At 61.9% G+C, this 17,590-nt stretch carries 10 protein-coding genes and 1 pseudogene; 6 read left to right on the top strand and 5 right to left on the bottom strand.

What is annotated here, in order from left to right; translation table 11 throughout:
* Window positions 1-1,602: 1,602 nt before the first annotated feature.
* A complete protein-coding gene (locus tag FZ983_RS11325) occupies window positions 1,603-2,529 on the top strand; it encodes a manganese catalase family protein (protein WP_149223674.1) in 927 nt (308 codons plus the stop codon).
* A gap of 420 nt (window positions 2,530-2,949) precedes the next feature.
* Here the strand turns inward: FZ983_RS11325 and FZ983_RS34035 are convergent, their stop codons facing one another.
* The gene (locus tag FZ983_RS34035) at window positions 2,950-3,438 is read right to left on the bottom strand and encodes a response regulator (protein ID WP_211102892.1); all 489 of its coding nucleotides are present in this window, start codon (window positions 3,436-3,438) and stop codon (window positions 2,950-2,952) included.
* A gap of 364 nt (window positions 3,439-3,802) precedes the next feature.
* On the opposite strand from FZ983_RS34035, the gene FZ983_RS34030 reads away from it, so the two are divergent.
* Entirely contained in the window at window positions 3,803-3,979 is a 177-nt protein-coding gene (locus FZ983_RS34030; protein WP_188092295.1) for a hypothetical protein, read from the top strand.
* A 32-nt stretch (window positions 3,980-4,011) separates the two neighbouring features.
* Here FZ983_RS34030 and FZ983_RS11315 read toward each other — a convergent pair whose 3' ends face one another.
* The gene (locus tag FZ983_RS11315) at window positions 4,012-5,457 is read right to left on the bottom strand and encodes a sensor histidine kinase (RefSeq protein WP_188092294.1); all 1,446 of its coding nucleotides are present in this window, start codon (window positions 5,455-5,457) and stop codon (window positions 4,012-4,014) included.
* A 615-nt stretch (window positions 5,458-6,072) separates the two neighbouring features.
* Between FZ983_RS11315 and FZ983_RS11310 the strand changes: the two genes are divergently transcribed.
* The 4 genes from FZ983_RS11310 to FZ983_RS11295 all read left to right on the top strand — a co-directional run bounded on the left by FZ983_RS11310 (window position 6,073) and on the right by FZ983_RS11295 (window position 12,706).
* On the top strand, window positions 6,073-6,300 hold the full coding sequence (locus FZ983_RS11310; RefSeq protein WP_149223671.1) for a hypothetical protein: 228 nt from the start codon (window positions 6,073-6,075) through the stop codon (window positions 6,298-6,300).
* 1,053 nt (window positions 6,301-7,353) lie between these two features.
* The gene (locus FZ983_RS11305) at window positions 7,354-9,969 is read left to right on the top strand and encodes a PAS domain S-box protein (protein ID WP_149223670.1); all 2,616 of its coding nucleotides are present in this window, start codon (window positions 7,354-7,356) and stop codon (window positions 9,967-9,969) included.
* A gap of 53 nt (window positions 9,970-10,022) precedes the next feature.
* Window positions 10,023-10,415 carry a response regulator gene (locus FZ983_RS11300; RefSeq protein ID WP_149223669.1) on the top strand — a complete coding sequence of 131 codons (393 nt, stop codon included), beginning with the start codon at window positions 10,023-10,025 and terminating at the stop codon, window positions 10,413-10,415.
* Between the two features lie 278 nt (window positions 10,416-10,693).
* Window positions 10,694-12,706, top strand: a complete 2,013-nt coding sequence (locus tag FZ983_RS11295) for a methyl-accepting chemotaxis protein (RefSeq protein ID WP_149223668.1) — start codon at window positions 10,694-10,696, stop codon at window positions 12,704-12,706.
* 46 nt (window positions 12,707-12,752) lie between these two features.
* Here the strand turns inward: FZ983_RS11295 and FZ983_RS11290 are convergent, their stop codons facing one another.
* The 3 genes and pseudogenes from FZ983_RS11290 to FZ983_RS11280 all read right to left on the bottom strand — a co-directional run bounded on the left by FZ983_RS11290 (window position 12,753) and on the right by FZ983_RS11280 (window position 17,406).
* The gene (locus tag FZ983_RS11290) at window positions 12,753-13,025 is read right to left on the bottom strand and encodes a hypothetical protein (protein WP_149223667.1); all 273 of its coding nucleotides are present in this window, start codon (window positions 13,023-13,025) and stop codon (window positions 12,753-12,755) included.
* A gap of 306 nt (window positions 13,026-13,331) precedes the next feature.
* Window positions 13,332-14,064 (bottom strand): annotated as a pseudogene (istA, locus tag FZ983_RS11285) (IS21 family transposase); the annotation flags it as partial.
* A gap of 90 nt (window positions 14,065-14,154) precedes the next feature.
* On the bottom strand, window positions 14,155-17,406 hold the full coding sequence (locus FZ983_RS11280; protein WP_149223666.1) for an ATP-binding protein: 3,252 nt from the start codon (window positions 17,404-17,406) through the stop codon (window positions 14,155-14,157).
* Window positions 17,407-17,590: the final 184 nt, after the last annotated feature.

Below are 17,590 nucleotides of genomic sequence, written 5' to 3'. Positions count from 1 at the left end.
CCCACCTCAACCGAGGCAAGGCATGGCCGAATACCGCAGGCTCACCATATGCTGGGAAGGTAGTAAGCAAATCAAGTCCAGTGATCTAAGATAATTAAATTTTTCTAATATGGCTAATAATATAATGAACATCGCCATGCAGCCAGGATTATATTTGCATGAATTGTTTGATCTCAATTATGAGGCCTGATGATGATCGGCGTTGTTCCAGACCGCGGCTCTGGTTTTCGGCAGTCAGGCCTCTTTGACGGTTCAGGTGCAGGGTTGGCCAGGGCGCGGCGATGGTCCGGCTGAACGCCGGAGCAGGCTTCGAGTGGCGCCACTTCGACAGTGAGAGGGTGCTCTAACCGCGCACAGATGGCGGCTGGGCCGGCCGCCAAAAGCCCCACCATCGCCAAGCCACCCGACCTTATCATACTTCCATGACAACCTTCGCAATCCGGGAGAGCATTTCCCGGCAATGCACGCCACAGAGTCACGCAAGCATGGATCTCGATAAGTCGACTGCCCCTCCTGGAACCGAACCCCCTCAGCCCAGCCCCCACAGCTCCATCGATACCGGGGACCCCGCAACGACGTCTCTCAACCGCATTCTTGCATCCGCCATCGATGCAGAGCGCCACATCATGGCATTGCTCAAGATCATCCTTGCGGACAGCATGGTTCAGGGTGTGCTTCCGAGTCGGGACATCCGAGCGCTCCATCGTCTCCTTGCCAACCATGCTGCGGAGGTGAACGGGGTGGGCTGTCGTTTTCCCAATTGTGACTGCCGCCTCATGACCTGCCCGACGTACCAACTCCCGTCCACGTCCTCAGCCTGAAGCCCCGACCGAGCCGCCTGGGCACAGAGACATAGACCACAGCACCAATTTCCTAACCAGCATCCAGCATGAACGATCATCCTGCCGACGACTTCGACGATTTCATGGCCGACCTCCGTGCCTGGGCATCGAGCACTCAGCGGTTTGCCCGCAAGCTCCATGCCCTGTCTCTGCTGCAGCGCTCGCGCGCAGCGGAGCTGCGGATCGAAGCGCAGGAAACCGTTCATCAGGTCCGCTTCCGACGTCGATCGGAGGGGGATGCACGGGAACTGGTCCAGACACTCCGCCAGCGATCGCTCGGCTCAGTCTCTCAGCCGACCTGCGGGAGCCGCCGCACCGATCCCGACGCCGGAGAGAGGGCCGGGCCACTGGACAATCCAAGTAAGCCGGAAGGCTGTCCCGGCGGACGTCCGGGACAGCTGGGCAGGGGCCGGCGTTGAAGGTGCGCTCAACAATGCTCGCCTCGCGCTTTGGCTTAGGTCCGCGACATCCTGAATGGCTATCCCGCCAACGGCCTTGCCGAGCTCCTGCCGTGGAGCTGGAAGCGCGTTGTTAACGCCTGATCTGGTGCGACGATGCTCTATATCCAGCACCGGTCGATAACTCGCCCGATGAACGGGAACGCAATGCTGAAACTTGGCTGGTGGGAACAGGCCTCCGCTAGCTGCGTTCATAGCATCGAAGCGTGACCGGAGCGTTACATCCCTACCTCTTCGCTGTGTACGGAGATGCGCTCAGGCTCAGCAAACCATTGGCATGCATAGGCAGGAGTCGTCCTTTCATGTTCATGCATAACAAAAAGCTCATGTACACGGTTCGCGTGTCGGAGCCCAACCCGGTGCTCGCCAGCCTGATGCTGGAGCAGTTCGGCGGCCCGCAGGGTGAACTCGCCGCAGCCATGCGCTACTTCACCCAGGGTCTGGCCGACGAGGATCCGGGCCGCAAGGACATGCTGATCGACATCGCGACCGAGGAACTGAGCCACCTCGAGGTGATCGGCTCCATCGTCGCCATGCTGACCAAGGGCGCCAAGGGCAAGCTGGCCGAGGGGGCGGAGGAGACCGCCGACCTCTATGCCAACATCACCCAGGGCAACGGCAGCCACACCCTGTCGCTTCTGTATGGCGGCGGCCCGGCCCTGGTGAATTCCGCCGGGCAGCTGTGGACCGGCGGCTACATCGACAGCATCGGCGACCCGACGGCCGATCTGCGCTCCAACATCGCGGCGGAATCGCGCGCCAAGATCATCTACGAGCGCCTGATCAACGTCACCAACGATCCGGGCGTGAAGGATGCGCTGGGCTTCCTGATGACCCGCGAGATCGCCCACCAGAAGAGCTTCGAGAAGGCGCTGTACTCCATCGACAACAACTTCCCGCCCGGCAAGCTGCCGGGCAAGCCGGAATACACCGACAAGTACTACAACATGAGCCAGGGCGAGGGCGACATGCGCGGCCCCTGGAACCAGGGCGCCCAGTGGGAGTTCGTGGACGTCAAGATGGGCGATGCCCCGGTCAACGGCGGCGACGGCAACCCGACGGTCAAACTGGCCGCATCGGAGATGGCCGCGGTCAATGCGGTGGCCGCCCGCACCATGTCCAAGCCGGACGCCGATCCGCTGACCGGCGCAGAACTGGGCGCCGGCCCGCGAGCGGGCGGAACCGTTACAAAAGAAAAAGCAAAAATGAAGTCGAAGAAAGGCAAGTAAAAACCACCATAATCCTTGGCATTCTGGATTGCGGCTGGCCCCAACGCAAGGGCCAGCCCTTTGTTTCCTCAAGATCGATCAGCATGTGGTGGTGTATCGAGGCACTGCTGGTTGCCGGTAAGCGGGTTTATATGTTTCAGCACACATGCTGCTGGCTCTCTGACTGAGTTGGGATGACGACAACCACTCGCCGTTCCCCACTCTGCATGCGAACGGTTCTTCCAGCGAACCGCCTTCCGGCACGGTGGGAGTCCAGGGGCTGCTGGATCGCACCTTCAGTGAGCTGGCCAGCCATCCGCCCGCGTCCCATCGGCCCCACCCTGCATCTACCGACCTCCGACGCACCAAGTGATGGCTAGGCTTCGCTCGAACTTCCAGACAGCCGGTGGCTGGAGGCACTCCACACGTCGGCTCACCTCATCATGTGCTTCGCCTGTTCAGCAAGCTACCGACATGATGGACCAGTGCCTCCAGCGGGAATGGCTTGCGTAGGATGATCAGGCATCCTGGCTCTTCGTCTGGAAGATCTTCGCTGTATCCGGTCATGACGATGATAGGCAGGTCAGTCCGTCGCTGCCGAAGGCATCGGATCAAAGCCTCGCCCCCCAGGACGGGCATCCGCATGTCGGTCACCAGGAGATCGGCGGCATCAGCGGCATCGGCCTCGATGGCCTTTTGACCATTCTGGACCACAGTCACCCGGAACCCCGCGGCTTCCAGCATTTCCGCCACCACCAACGCGACGAGGTCTTCATCCTCCGCAACAAGCACATGGGGGGAGCCGTTCATCTTTTCGAAGCTCATTATAGGATTGAAGAGCGAACCAACAGTGAAATATCTCGCGGATAAATGTAAACAAGCGTCTGAATGGCGGCGTTCAAAGCTGCGCTCCAGCTGATGCTGCGACACACAACGATTGGCTCCGCATAATATTAGTCGCACATCAGCCTTGGAAACCGATAAAAACAGGCTATTCCGCCTTCGTGTTTTGCTCAACAAGCGAAAACAATCTCCTGCCCAGTCCGACACGCTGCCCCACAGGGTGATCGATCTGCAAGCCCAGGGCACAACCATCATCTTATATCAAATATGCATTAAATATCAGTGAAATTGTGAAGCAGTGTGAAAAGAAGTGTGTGGTGAAGCCTGCGGCCACCGACCAAAAGACAACCATGTCTGCGCCTCGCCACCCCGTCGAAGATGGCCTGAACTTTGCTCCAATGGCTCCAGTACGTGACGGGGTGACCCAACCCCGAAGCTCGGAGAGCTCGTCATGAGCAGCCTGCGCGCTGAACCCAAGGTTCTTGAGATGCCGCTGAAGGCAATCCTTGCCGTTGGTCTCACGGCAACGGCTTTCCTCAAGCTGCGCGGAATGGACAGCGACTGTTCCGGTTATTGTAACGAGAAACCAGGGCGTCCCCCTCATCTCTTGGATGCTCACGACCTTTGAGGCTTCTCAGTCAAACTCTTGTCAACCTGACCTCATAGAGCTGGCGAAGGCGAAAACGCCACAGTCACCCGCAGGCCCGCTGGACTGCTTTTGTACGACACGGTTCCCCGGAGTTGTTGTGCCAAGAGATCAACGAGGCGCATGCCCAAGCCTCCTGCGCTTCGAGCACCGGCAGGCAATCCCGGGCCGTTGTCAGCGACGACCAGGCGCATCGTCGTTCGACCACAGAGCGCGATGTCGATCTCCACCTCATCCTTGTCTCCGCTCGCATATTTCAGGGCGTTGGTGACGAGTTCGACCGCGATCATCGACAGAGGTGTGACGGTGTCGGCCGACAGTTCCACCCCGACAGGACATTGCAGGCGCAGTGTGGGCGGTCGCCCCTGTCGCGTCACGGACGACTGTGCGACGTCTTTCATCAACGCTTGCAGGTGTGCTCCCACATCGACCGACGTGAAGCTCTCCGAGCGGTAGAGCGCCTCGTGGATTCGCCCGACCGTGTGGACACGTTGTTGGGCATCGAGCAACGCTTCACGAACCGTATCCGATGTCTGGGAGCGGGCCTGCATCGCCAGGAGCGCAGCAATGGACGCGACATTGTTCTTGATGCGATGGTGAGCCTCTCGGACCAGCATCTCGCGCTGCTCGACCAGACGTCGCAGATCCTCGTCCACCCGTTTTCGTTCGGTGATGTCCAAATCCGTGCCGAACAAGCGCACACATCGCCCGTTTGCATCCGCAAACGCGCGCGCGCGCGTGCGCACCCAGCGGTATGTCCCGTCGGCATGACGCAGACGCCAGTCCGCCTCATAGTCTTGGCAGGCTGCAGCAGCGTTCTCCAGGAAGGTGTCGAGCAACGGTTGGTCGTCGGGATGCAGGAGGCTGCGAACCTCCTCAAGCGTCGGCGGACCTTGGCGTGCATCCCGGCCAAGCAGCCGGAACATGGCATCGCTCCAAATGACCGTGCCATCTGCAAAGATGAATTCCCAGAACGCCAAGCCGGCGATGTCCTGGGCTTCACGAAGCCGCGCCTCGCTATGGGCGAGCGCGTCTTCCGCCTGCTTGCGCTCGCTGATGTCCTGCACGACGCCAATCATATGCGGCGGTTGCCCGTCAACGGACGGCATCCAGCGCCCACGTGAAAGAAGCCATCGGACGGTGCCGTCCGGAAGCACGGTTCGGAACTCCGCACAATAGTCCGCGCCCCGCTCCATCGCACTCTGCAAGGCACTCCTGACCCGGTCGCGGTCATCCGGATGGATCACATCCATGGCGGAGGTCTCGTCCAGCGGCGCATCGTCCGGCAGGCCATGGAGCCGTTTTGCCCCAACGGTCGCCTCGAAGTCCCCGGTTTCAGGCCACGCGCGCCAAGCGCCCATACCCGCACAGTCGAGTGCTGAACGAAGCCAGGTTTCCTGGTCTGATGACAACGCTGATGCAACACCCTCAGTCCGGTTGGTGGCGTCGCGCGCAGTCATCATTCCTCCTCAGCAGGACCAGCGTACTGCAGCGGCAGTCTTGTACCCTGGCATGCCGCTCGTTCGGCGGCCAGTATGGGGTGGCGCGAAACTTGCGTCGATGTGGCTTTCGGCCAGTGCCTTCGGCCGGGGACTTGTCGTCCGACGACAAGCTTCATACGGTCCTGAAGCCCTCACAGTTGATCTGCTCACGGCTTGAGGCCAGACTTCTCGTGGATGACCTGCGAAAATATGTGATGAGGCTGTGGAACAATCGGCGACTCCTGACGTTGGAGAGGGTGTCAGAGCAACGCGCTTTGTGGTGGCAAGTGTTCCGTGCAGTCTCCTTGCGATGCGTTTCTGTTCCACTGGAAGCCGCTCCTCATATGCAGGGGCGGCTTTCTTGTTGATGGTTGTACAGTACATGTTGAAATGGAGAGGCAGGGCATGAACCTCGAAATCGAGCAGATACCACCCGTTTCATGCTCCCTGCAGAAATCCGATGGACTTGGAAGACGGGCGGCAATGCCCAAGCAACGATGACTGGTTCTCATTCCACCTGCCTATTCTATGACTTTGGTCAAGTCGGTCTTAGAGCAGATGCATGCTGCAATATCGTTATGATAATATCCGGCTATGAACGACAGCCCTGACGAAGACATCGACGGGTTTATTGATGAGCTCCGGCAATGGGCACTCAGCACGCAAAGATTTGCCCGGAAAGTTCATGCCCTCTCTTACATTCAGCAATCGCTTGCAGCGGAATTGAGAGTCGAATCGGAAGAAATTCTCCATCAGGTTCAAAGCCGGCGTCGTTCAGAGACTGAAGTCCGAAAGCTGTTCATCGGTCTTCACGAACAGTGATTTCGCGGGCACTCCCGCTCGGGATAGCGACTGTCAGTAACTCTACCAAGGCGTGATCAGCCAAATCGATGTCCCTCGCAAGGTCCCCTGGGGTGGACGCAAATCGGCCAACTCAACGCTATGCCGTCCTTGATGGGGAGGGGACTGAAGGCAGGCTGCCAAAGCCCGTTATCGGCCTTGGCCAAAAGGATGAACAGGATGCGCGGAGGCTGCTGGTCCGGGGAAGACCAACATTCGGGGTCTTCACGAGCAGGCGCGGCTGGTCGCGCTTGGTTCGTCCCTCCCCACCCCTGGCTGCAAGCCCCGAACATTGCAGATCCGCATCCGGTGTGCCTCAATCCCGGCAACGGCATTTTTTCGGGGCTGTGCGGAACAAACACGCGGCATCCGATGTTGAAGACCACATTAGAGCATCGCGCTTTCGTGGTTGTCTATCTTCAGAACAGTCTCCTAGCCCATGCGTTCTGATCGACTGAAAGCCGCCCCACCATCAAGTGGGCGGCTTTCTTTTGTGCTGGAGATGTAATGGAAGAAGCGCCATGCCCGATGGGTCACAAGCACTTGTGATTGTCCCGATTGATGAAGATGGCTTTCATGGCCCTTGGTTGAAGCAGCAGAGGCATTGGAAGCAATGTTGAAAGCTGCAGGTGTCGGTTCTGTCGTGGGGGTGCGTGATATCCTGCGAGGGGAACGGCTGTTTCGCCGCATCGATCCCGGAAATGTGAAGGCTGATGTTTTCTGATAGGATTAGAATATAATATATAATTTATTGCCTTGAGTTGTTCTGATGGTGAGTTGATTCAGCATGACAGGTTTTTCGTCATGCTCCAGCGGCACTTCTGTTCCGATTGAGGTGTGTCCAAGCCAAGCAACGAACCGCATGCTTTCGGATGAGAAAGTCAATGGCTATAAGGCTTACGGCGTACTCTCAGAGAAAAATCTCTGTCGGGTATGTTCGTTTTAACCTAGTGTAATGACTCCGCTCTTGTGAACTTGTAACGCATGTCAGCCGGCATGTGTGGCGGCAAGAGGTCCAATCAAAGATAGAAGAAAATGTCTGACTTTTCTTGTGCCGACGGTTCCGGTTTTGGAGACGCTGCCATTGAACGGGATGAGGGCCTTGGTGAGGAGGACGCCCGCTATGCGGCGATCATAAACACTGCTCCTGACGCCATCATTGTCTTTGCGGTGGGAGAGGGCCGGATCATCGCATGGAACCCGGCTGCCACCCGGATGTTCGGCTATAGCATGCAGGAAGCGATCGGCGCTCCGGTCACTTTGTTGCTGCCGGAGCCTTGTCCGGAAGGTCCGACCGGTGTGTTCGACCGCGCCCTGTCCGGCGAAGAGGTACAGATCGATACCGTACGGCGGCACAAGGATGGCCGGCTTGTCGACGTGGCCATCACCGCCAACCGCATGATTGCTGCCAACGGCCGTGTGCTGGGGGTGGTTGCCTTCATGCGCGACATCACCGACCGGACGGCGATCCGGGCGCAACTGCAGGCCAGCGAGGCCAAGTTCCAGGCCATCGTCGACTCCATCGACCAAATGATCTGGTCGACACGGCCTGACGGGCACCACGACTATTTCAACCAGCGTTGGTACGGGTTCACCGGCGCGCCGGACGGGGCAACCGAAGGCGAGGCGTGGAACGACATGTTCCACCCCGATGATCGTGACCGCGCCTGGAGTGTGTGGCGTCGGTCGCTCGCCACCGGTGAACCCTACCACATCGAATACCGGCTCCGTCATCGCAGCGGTCGGTACCGTTGGGTTATCGGTCGGGCCCAGCCGGTTCGCGATGCGGCGGGGCGGATTGTCCGTTGGTACGGCACCTGCACCGACGTGCACGATCTGAAGGTGGCCCAGGAGGCGCTCCGCGCCAGCGAGGAGCGCTTCCGCTTTGCGCTCGATGCCGCTGGAGGCATTGGGACTTGGAGTTGGGATGTCCGGACGGACATCGTGACCGTCGACGCCACCTTTGCCACCCTGTTCGGTGTCGAGCCGGAACGGGCGGCGGACGGCCTGCCGATCGCAACCTATGTGGCGGCCATCCATCCGGATGACCGCGGTGCGGTTGCTGCAGAAATCGCGCGCGCTGTGGACGGAGGAGACGATTATCTGGCGGAGTACCGGGTGACCGGGTTGGACGGCAAGACTCGTTGGGTCCTGGCGCGGGGCCGTTGCGCCCGGAACGCCCAGGGCCTCCCGGCGAGGTTTCCGGGTGTCGTGATCGACATCACCGACCGCAAGTCGACCGAAGAAGCCCTGCGCATCGCGGTCGAGCGCATCGACCTTGCCTTGAACAGCGGAGCCATCGTCGGAACCTGGGTCTGGGACATCCCTGCCGACCGTTTTACCGTCGATGAGCGCTTTGCCCGCTCCTTTGCTCTGTCGCCGCAGCAATGCCAGCAAGGTTTGTCCCTGGGGCTTCTGATGGCATCCATTCATCCGGAGGACTGGTCGCACGTCAGGCAGGCGGTTGCGTCCGTGATGGAGACAGGAGGACCTTACAGCGCCGAGTACCGTGTGCGCCAATTCGACGGCACCTACCGCTGGGTCGAGGCGAATGGGCATTGCAGTCTCGATGCCGCGGGAAAGCCGCTCCGCTTTCCGGGCGTGCTGATCGACATCGACAGGCGCAAGCAGGTTGAAGAGGAGTTGCGGCGGAAGGAGGCGGAGGCCACCGAAGCCACCCGCATCCTCAGAACCGTCATCGAATCGGTTCCCGCCCTGATTTATGTGAAAGACATCGATGGCCGCATGCGCATTGCCAACGGTCCGGTGATGGAGCTGATCGGCAAGCCCTGGAGCGAGGTCGAGGGGCGTACCGATCTGGAATTCCTCGACGACAAGGAGCAAGGCCGGCGGATCATGGAAACCGACCGGCGGATCATGGAAAGCGGCACGACCGAGGAATTGGAAGAGGTCGTCGGGCAGGACGAACGGGGGCCGCGGATTTGGCTTTCCCACAAGACGGCGTTCCGCGACGGGACCGGACAGGTGGTTGGCCTTGTCGGCACGTCGGTCGACCTCACCAGCCGGAAGCGGGCAGAGGAAGATCGCCAGCTGCTGGTGCGTGAGCTCAACCACCGGGTCAAGAACCTGTTCGCCGTCGCCGTCGGGATGGTCGCCATGACGGCGCGCACCTCCGCCGGGGTGCGGGACATGGCCGATGCCCTCACCGGTCGCCTTCTGGCGTTGGCGCGGGCTCATGACTTGATCCGCCCGGCGGTGACCGGGGAAGCCGCCGCCACGGACGGTACCACCCTGGTGGAGCTGATGCAGGCGGTGATCGTTCCCCACCTCGCGCCGGGGACTGACAGTCTCCACCTCGAGGGCCCGCAGGTTCATGCCGGCCCGACGGCGGCGACCAGCCTGGCCTTGACGCTTCACGAGCTGGCGACGAACGCCGCCAAGTACGGAGCTCTGTCGTCCACGCAAGGAACGCTGACGGTGTCCTGGCAAACCGAGGGCGATACGCTCATCCTGCTGTGGCGCGAGAGCGGAGGACCGGTGGTTCGGACGCCTCCCGCACGGCGTGGTTTCGGCTCGCAGCTGATACAAATGAGCATCGGCAGTCAACTCGGTGGCCGCATCAGCCAGGAGTGGTGCCAAGCCGGCCTGCGCGTCACCCTGATCATTCCTTTTGGAAAATTGAGCCAGTGAACTCAGAGCCGGCAGTCGTACAACAGGCAATCCCCCGCACGATCCGTGACATCATGGTCCACACAGTCTCGTCCAGAACCCAGCCCGATCTCGGCAGCGCGCATGTTCTCGTCGTCGAGGATGAGCCGTTCATCGCCTATGACCTCATCCTTGCCGTCGAGGATGCCCACGGGTTGCCCGTCGGTCCTGCGGCAACGGTGCTGGAGGCACTCGATCTGATCGGCTCCCATAAAATCGACGCCGCCATCCTGGACGTGACGCTGTCCGACGGGACGGTCGGTCCGGTCCTTGAAGCGCTGGAAAAAACAGGAGTTCCGATCGTCCTCCACACCGCGACCCCGCAGTCGTCCGGCCTGTCGGACCGGTTCCCGCAGGTCGCGGTCTATACCAAGCCGACTGCGGTTGCGGTCCTCACACGACACCTGGCCAAGCAACTCCAGCGCTGAGTGCAGTCAGCGTCCGGCAATTGGCTTCGCTGGAGGGAACGCCCCCGCTTGCGGCGCGGAGGGGCCGGGTGATCATGCTCGCATTTTGCATCACATTTTACAAAAATATCGCATTTTGAGCGGTGGCGATGTCACGAGAGTGCCGAGAACGGGGCAATTCAGGGAGCGTTGCCGAGCGTGCCTCGAGAAAATACACGGATCGGATCATCAAGTCCGGCGCGAAATTTGCACCGCTTTGAGTGGGTGATCGACCCACTCGTTCAAATCGGGGGCAAGGGATGCGCGACAATGGACCGGTGACCGGCAGGGAAGTTCTCCTAAGCGACGACCAGCTTCTGGTCTCACGAACAGACATCACGGGCCGGATTGTCTTCGTCAATAAAGCATTCACGGACATCAGCGGCTTCACCGAAGCCGAATTGACCGGCGCTCCCCACAACATCGTGCGTCACCCGCACATGCCGAAGGACGCGTTCGCAAATCTGTGGGCGACGATCAAAGAGGGGCGCCCCTGGGAAGGTTTGGTGAAGAACCGGACCAAGAGCGGCGATCATTATTGGGTCAAGGCCAACGTCACGCCGGTCACCGAGGACGGCCGGATCACCGGCTTCATTTCCATCCGCTCCAAACCCGACCGGGCATCCGTTGAGGAGGCGGAGCGGGTTTACGCCCTGTTCAGGTCCGGCACGCCGCACGCGTATGCCCTGCTGGACGGCGACATCGTCAGCCGCGGGATCGGGCCGACGATGATCCGATGGGCCAGGAGCGTCACCGGCCGTCTGACCGCCACCTTCGTCCTTTTCATGCTCGTGATGGCTGGTCTGGGTCTGCCGCCGCTTTTCCATGCCGAGCTCACCGACGCGGTGACCCTAAGCTTGCTTCTGTTCGGAGGGCTGTTCGCCGTCGTTGCCGGCCATGTCATCCTGAAGACGGTTCGTCACCCCCTGTCCCTTGTCGAAGCCCATCTCGACGCGATCGCCCGTGGCGACCTGCGGGCCCATATCCCCAGTGCAGGCATCGCCGAATTCAGCCGCATCCGGTCGACGCTCAATGCGGTAAAGGCCAAGCTGGATTATGCCAGTCAGGAGCGGGGCGAACGACAGCGGCAAGCGGATGAGGAGCGTGCCGCCGCGATGCTCGCCATGGCGGCGACGGTTGAACGCGAGGCGGGACAGGCGGTGGAGGAGGTCGCCAGGCATACCGGCGGCATGGCCGAGGATGCCGACCGCATGGCCGCGGCGGCCGACCGGGTCAGCGAGAACGCCCGCACCGTTTCCACCGCTGCCGAACAGGCGCTGATGAACGCGCAGACGGTGGCGTCGGCGACCGAAGAACTGGCGGCCTCGATCCGGGAGATCTCCGCTCAGATCGCCCACTCGAGCACCGTCACCCGCCGTGCCGTCGCAGGGGGCACCCACACACAGGAAACGATCGTCTCGCTCTCCAGCGCCGTCAACCGGATCGGCGACGTCGTCAAGCTCATCGACGACATCGCCAGCCAGACCAATCTCCTGGCGCTGAACGCCACCATCGAGGCGGCGCGGGCGGGGGAGGCGGGCAAGGGCTTTGCTGTCGTGGCCCAGGAGGTCAAGACCCTCGCCAACCAGACCGCCCGCTCGACCGAGGAGATCACGCGCCTCATCGCCGAAGTGCAGGCCGTGACCGGCGCGGCGGTGACTGCGGTGGAGCAGATCGGCAGCACGATCGGCGAGATCGATCAGGTCACCGGAGCGATCGCCGCCGCCATGGAGGAGCAGGCCGCGGCCACCCAGGAGATCAGCCGCAACGTCGTCGAAACCTCCCGCGCCGCCCAGGCGGTGTCCACCAGCATCGCCACGGTGTCGCAGGAGGCGGCCCAGACCGGCTCCCAGGCCGCCCAGGTCCGCATCGGCTCGGAGGAGGTCGCGCACAGCATCGAGGCCCTGCGCAGAACGCTGGTGCGCGTCGTCCGGACATCGACAACCGAAGCGGATCGCCGGCGCAGCCCCCGTCATGCCATCGACCACCCGGCCCAACTCGCGGCGGCCCGAGGACAGTTGACTGTCCGCATTGCCGACCTGTCGATGGACGGAGCCAGACTGCTGACGCCCCGGCAGCACGCATTGACACCCGGAGATACCGCTCGATTGGCACCGGACGGCATGTCCGCGACGGTCACCGTTACGGTGCAAGCGTTGAGCGACGGAGCGGTGCATGTCCGCTTCAACAGACAAGAGGAAAGCTTGCCCGTGCTCCTCGAGCAAATGGCTCACCGTGCGGGCTTTGCTCCGCTTGCCTGGGCGGCGGAGTGAGGACATCTGCCAGGGATGAGGCCTGTCCTCATCCCCGTCATGATCCTTATACGGCCGGAAAGGGCATCTGACAGGCGAGGACGAGTTTGTTGGGCGGGCTGACCTCCATCACCATCGCCCCGGCGGCGGCGGTGGCCTCGATGTCGTTCGCCGTCATCCCAGCGGTGTCTCCGAGCCAAATCGGACCGTCGGGGAGCAGGACGACCAAGCATCCCACTTGGCGATGAGCGTCAAAATCCGCCTCAACCGGGTAGTTTTGCCCCACCTGATACAGAGAAAATCCATCCTTGGTGCAGGTGCAATGAACGAACGAACGCATGGATCATGATTTCCCTGACGTGAGAGTAATAAAATCCCGAGTCTGTCGTGGCGAATTTACAAAAGGAATTCCAAATCCTCTCTCTCCGTTTTAGAGGGGAAAGCGCAAAGAAAGCGTTATAATATGAGAAGCGTGCATGGTCTCCGGAGACATTATTGGCGCACATATCAGAGATCCAAAACAATGGATGTCTGTGTCGTTTGAACTCGACAGTCATCGTTGCAAATTAACAGCTGTGGTCCGCTCAGGTCTCCCAGGATGGATGCGGCAGGAACACTCTGTTCAAGCATTTTACCAAAACCAAGGCAAGCCGTTGAGTTCATCGTAGTTCTTCACCCGCAGCCGGCGCGAAGACGCGCTCGCAGACCAAGCCGACCTGGGTCTCGACCTTTCCCTGCTCCCAGCCCCAAGCCGGGGTGCAGGCGACCGGAACGACCGGATGGTGGCTGCACATCTGCGGGAAGCGCCGGTTGTGGACGCGCTCCTTGCCGGCGATCCTCGTAACGACGGCCGTTTTCATGGTGTCGCAGATGCCCCGCGTACAGGCTCCCTGTGGCAAGGCGAAGGCGCGGTCGTGGGTGTCGAACACCAGCCCCTGACTTTCGCGCGGGCAGGCCCGTACGAACAGCATCCGGCTATGGCACAGACGGACATGGGCCACCTTCACCGTGACCGTCGTTCCGTTGATCGGGACGACCTCATGGCTCCGGTCGAGCTGGGTGACCTCGCCCGGGGCAAAGCTCAACGGCATGTAGGCTTGGGCGATGGAGGGCTCCTGCTCCTGCCGGCAAACCCGGGCGTAGCGGCGGACCGCGTCGTAGCCGCCCTCATATCCACCGGATCGTAGCATCTCGAACAGCCGAACCGGCGTCAGGCGCTCCCATGGCGCCTTGCCCTCATTGGCCAGCAACAGAGCGTCGAGCTCTTCACGCCAGGGGCCGATCTTCGGCAAAGGCTGGTTCGTGCGCGTGTCGCGGAACTCCGTGGCTTCCGTCCGGATCACCGCCCTCGCGACCTTCCTGGACAATCCGAACTCCTGGCAAAACCCCTGTGCGCCAACGGTGATGAACCGTCCGCCGCAGCACTGGAGGCGTGGATGAACGCCACGTCCAAGCCGATCGGCGCACCCTCACAGCCTGGTGTCCTGGCGCGTGGAGCCGAGCAGCCGTTCCAGGGCCGCCCACAATTGGCCCGGCATGACCGGCTTGTGGATTATTCCCAGCCCATACTGGCCAACGTCGCGCGCACACTCCGCTCCGGTCTCGCCGGTCAGGATAACACCCGGAATCTCCAATCCCAGTTGGTTGCGGACATCCCTGATCGCCTCGCACCCATTCCGGCCAGCCCGAAGACGATAGTCGGCGACAACCACGTCCGGCCGGCGGCCAGCCTCGGCGACAATGGCCATGGCTTGCTCGGGGGAGCCGGAAATCAGCGTGTCATACCCCCATTCCTCCAGCAGTGTCCGCAGCGACATCAGGACGATGGTGTCGTCATCGATCAGAAGCGCAAGTCGCCCGCGGCCGATCGGACGGGCGGTCTCGTTGTGCGCGGTCACAGCCTCCCGCACATCCGCATTGAGGTCGATCGGGGCCTCGACGGAGAAAACCGATCCTTCTCCAAGCCTTGAGTGCACGCGGACCTCATGGGCAAGGATCCGGGACAGGCGCTGCACGATCGACAATCCCAGGCCGAGACCGCGGCTGCGGTCCCGCTCGGGATTGCCAATTTGGTGGAACTCGTCGAAAATCATGGTGATCTGGTCGTGAGGGATGCCGATGCCGGTGTCTGCGACGTCGATCCATGCGCTTTCCCGCTCGATCCGGCAGGAAACCGTGATCCCTCCCTGCTCGGTGTAACGAACCGCGTTCTCGACGAGGTTGCGGATGATCCGCCCAAGCATGGTGCGGTCGCTGCGGACGGTCACGCCGCAGCATGAGCCGCCGGAAGAAACGGTCAGCCCCTTGGTGGCGGCGAGCGGCCGGTAGGAGTCGGTGATTTCCTGGATGAGCGCGTCCAGATCAAAGCTGGACACCTGCGGCTTCACAACGTCGACGTCGAGACGGGAGACATCGAGCAGGCTGTCGAGGAGTGCCTTCATCGTCTCGGTTCCGCGCTCCAACATGAGCAGCATCTCCGTTCCGCGGCCATCCTTCACATGTGTGTGCAACGCGCCGCCGAACAAAGCCATCGACTGGAGCGGCTGGCGCAGGTCGTGGCTGGCCGCCGCCAGAAAGCGAGCCTTCGCCCTGTTCGCCCGATCGGACTCCTCCTTCGCTGTCCTCAGCGCGACTTCCATAGTTTTGCGATCGGTGATATCCACCGTGAGGCCCGACATTCGCAGCGGCCGGCCGGTTTCGTCATACTCGGCCTTGCCGATGCCGGCGACCCACCGAATGCCGCCATCCGGCAGCAGGACCCGATACTCGACATCGTAGGCGGTCTGCCGCGATGCCAAAGTCCTCCTGACCCTCCTTTTCGCTTCGCTCCGGTCCTCCGGATGAAGCGCAGCCACCCACTCCGAAAAGCGGGCATGTCCGTCGCCGGGCTGTATGCCATGGATCAGGTAGTTGCCCGGCGACCAATTGATTTCCCCGGATCGGATGTCCCATGTCCAGGTCCCCGCCCTGGCCGAGGCCAGGGCGGCGCTCAAGGTCCGTTCGCTCTCCCGCAACGCCTCTTCCATGGCTTTCCGCCGCGAGATGTCGTGGAAGGCGACCACGACGAGGTCCACCCTGCCGTCGGCTCCATGCACGGGCACCGCCTCGACAAGGAAAGTGGTTATCGAGCCGTCACCCCGGCGGTAGTGCATTTCCTCCTGTGACACCAGTTCTCCCCGCAGCACTCGGGCGGGAGGATACTCATCGGCGGGCAACGGCGTACCGTCGGCCCGGACGCCGCCATAGGCGCTGTAATCCGCAACGCTGGACGTAGCCATGATGCGGTGTCCGATCAGCTGCTCGGCTGCAGGGTTGTGCATGAGGAGGCGCCCCGACGGAGCCTCGACGATCAGCAACCCGATGGGCAGGCTGTCGCTGATCGCCCGCAGCAGAAACCTCTCCCGCTCCAGCTCTCCAGCCAAGGCACGGCGTTCACCGTCCGCCGCCCTTTGCTCCGTGACATCACGGAAATAGATGGCTACGCCTTTGCGCGATGGGAACACCCGCAGCGCGAACCATCGTCCGGTCCGCTGGTAGAGGAACTCGAACTCAACCTCCACGCGACGATCCATGACGGTCTTGAGGCAGGCTTCGAGGTCGGAGCCGGCGAGACAGTCGAACGCGGCCTGTGCATGATCTCCGGTGACGTCACGCTCCAGGCTCAGGAGGTCCCATGCCTGGGGATTCAGGTAGGAGACCGTCCAATCGCTTTCGATTTCCATCACTGCGTCCGACGTGCTCTCCAGAACGGACGACATCCGGGCGGCCGCGGCGGCCTCCTGGCGCCTGGCGGTGGCGAGTCGTGACGTCCCGTACGCGCCGACGGCGAACACCAATGCAAGCAGCAGCACGAACGCTGCAAGGGAACTGGCGGCCGACCGGTCGATGGGCTGCAGCGCTTCACCGGGGGCGATGGCCACCGCCAGCATCAGCCCGGCATCGGTTGCCTTCGGCGGCAGGAAGACGAAGCGCCGTTCCACCCCGTCGAGACCGGGAGATTGCCCGGAGCCGGATGCAGACCCCGCCAAGGTGTAGCGCAGCCGGTCCGGAAGCCTGGTGCCGAGGACAAGCCCCTTGTCCATCGGCGCCCGTGCGAGGATCTGTCCGTCCGGATGCACGATCGTAACCACGGCGTATGGCGGCCAGGGCAGCTTGACGACATAGTCCTTCAGCCAGTCCAAGTCGATCAAAGCGGTCATCGTGCCGTCGGGTTGTCCGTTCGCCCCTTTATAGCGTTGCCTGTACGGCAGGATCGTGCGCCCTTGGGCGGTCGGTGTCGCCCGGATCGGGCCAGGTTCGCCGACGACAACCCGGTCGTTCAGCAGCGCCTCCCGGAAACTCGGCAGATCGCCGATGTCGGTCCCAACCGATCCAGGCTGTGTTGCGCACCACACCCGGCCAGTCTTATCGGCAAGCTGAATTTCGAGGTGGCTTGGGTATGACGGCCTGAGCTTTTCCATGATGCCCAGGCAATCGGCAGGCGGCAGGTGGGGGACCCCGGTCGCCTGCAGGGTCGCGAAAATGTGGCGGATATCCTCCACGGTTTTTCGCTGTTCGGTGTCCACCAGCACAAGGAGACGGCCGGCCTCCGCCTCCAGTTCCTGTTCACGCTCCTGGCGCAGCGTGGTCAGGGAAAGAACCTCGTAGCCGAGCAGCGGAGCGGCCATCACAGCCGCACCGAGTGCGATCTTTACGTGGCTTCTGGGGATCTTCCAGCCCACGCTGACTGCCTCCCGTCAGCAATGCCCACCTCGGCGAGGCGATGCACACCGCAAGAGAGTTAAACGGAACCGAGGCAGCATTGTTTCGGAAGCCCGGAACACCCGCTGGCCGGGTTCGCGGCGGTTCCGAAAGCAGAGGCACTGGCTTGATCCCGGTCAAGGTGTAAAACCGCAATGACGTTTG

The organism is Azospirillum sp. B21 (assembly GCF_008364825.1).
GTDB lineage: Bacteria > Pseudomonadota > Alphaproteobacteria > Azospirillales > Azospirillaceae > Azospirillum.
This window is presented reverse-complemented; position numbering and strand designations above follow the sequence as displayed.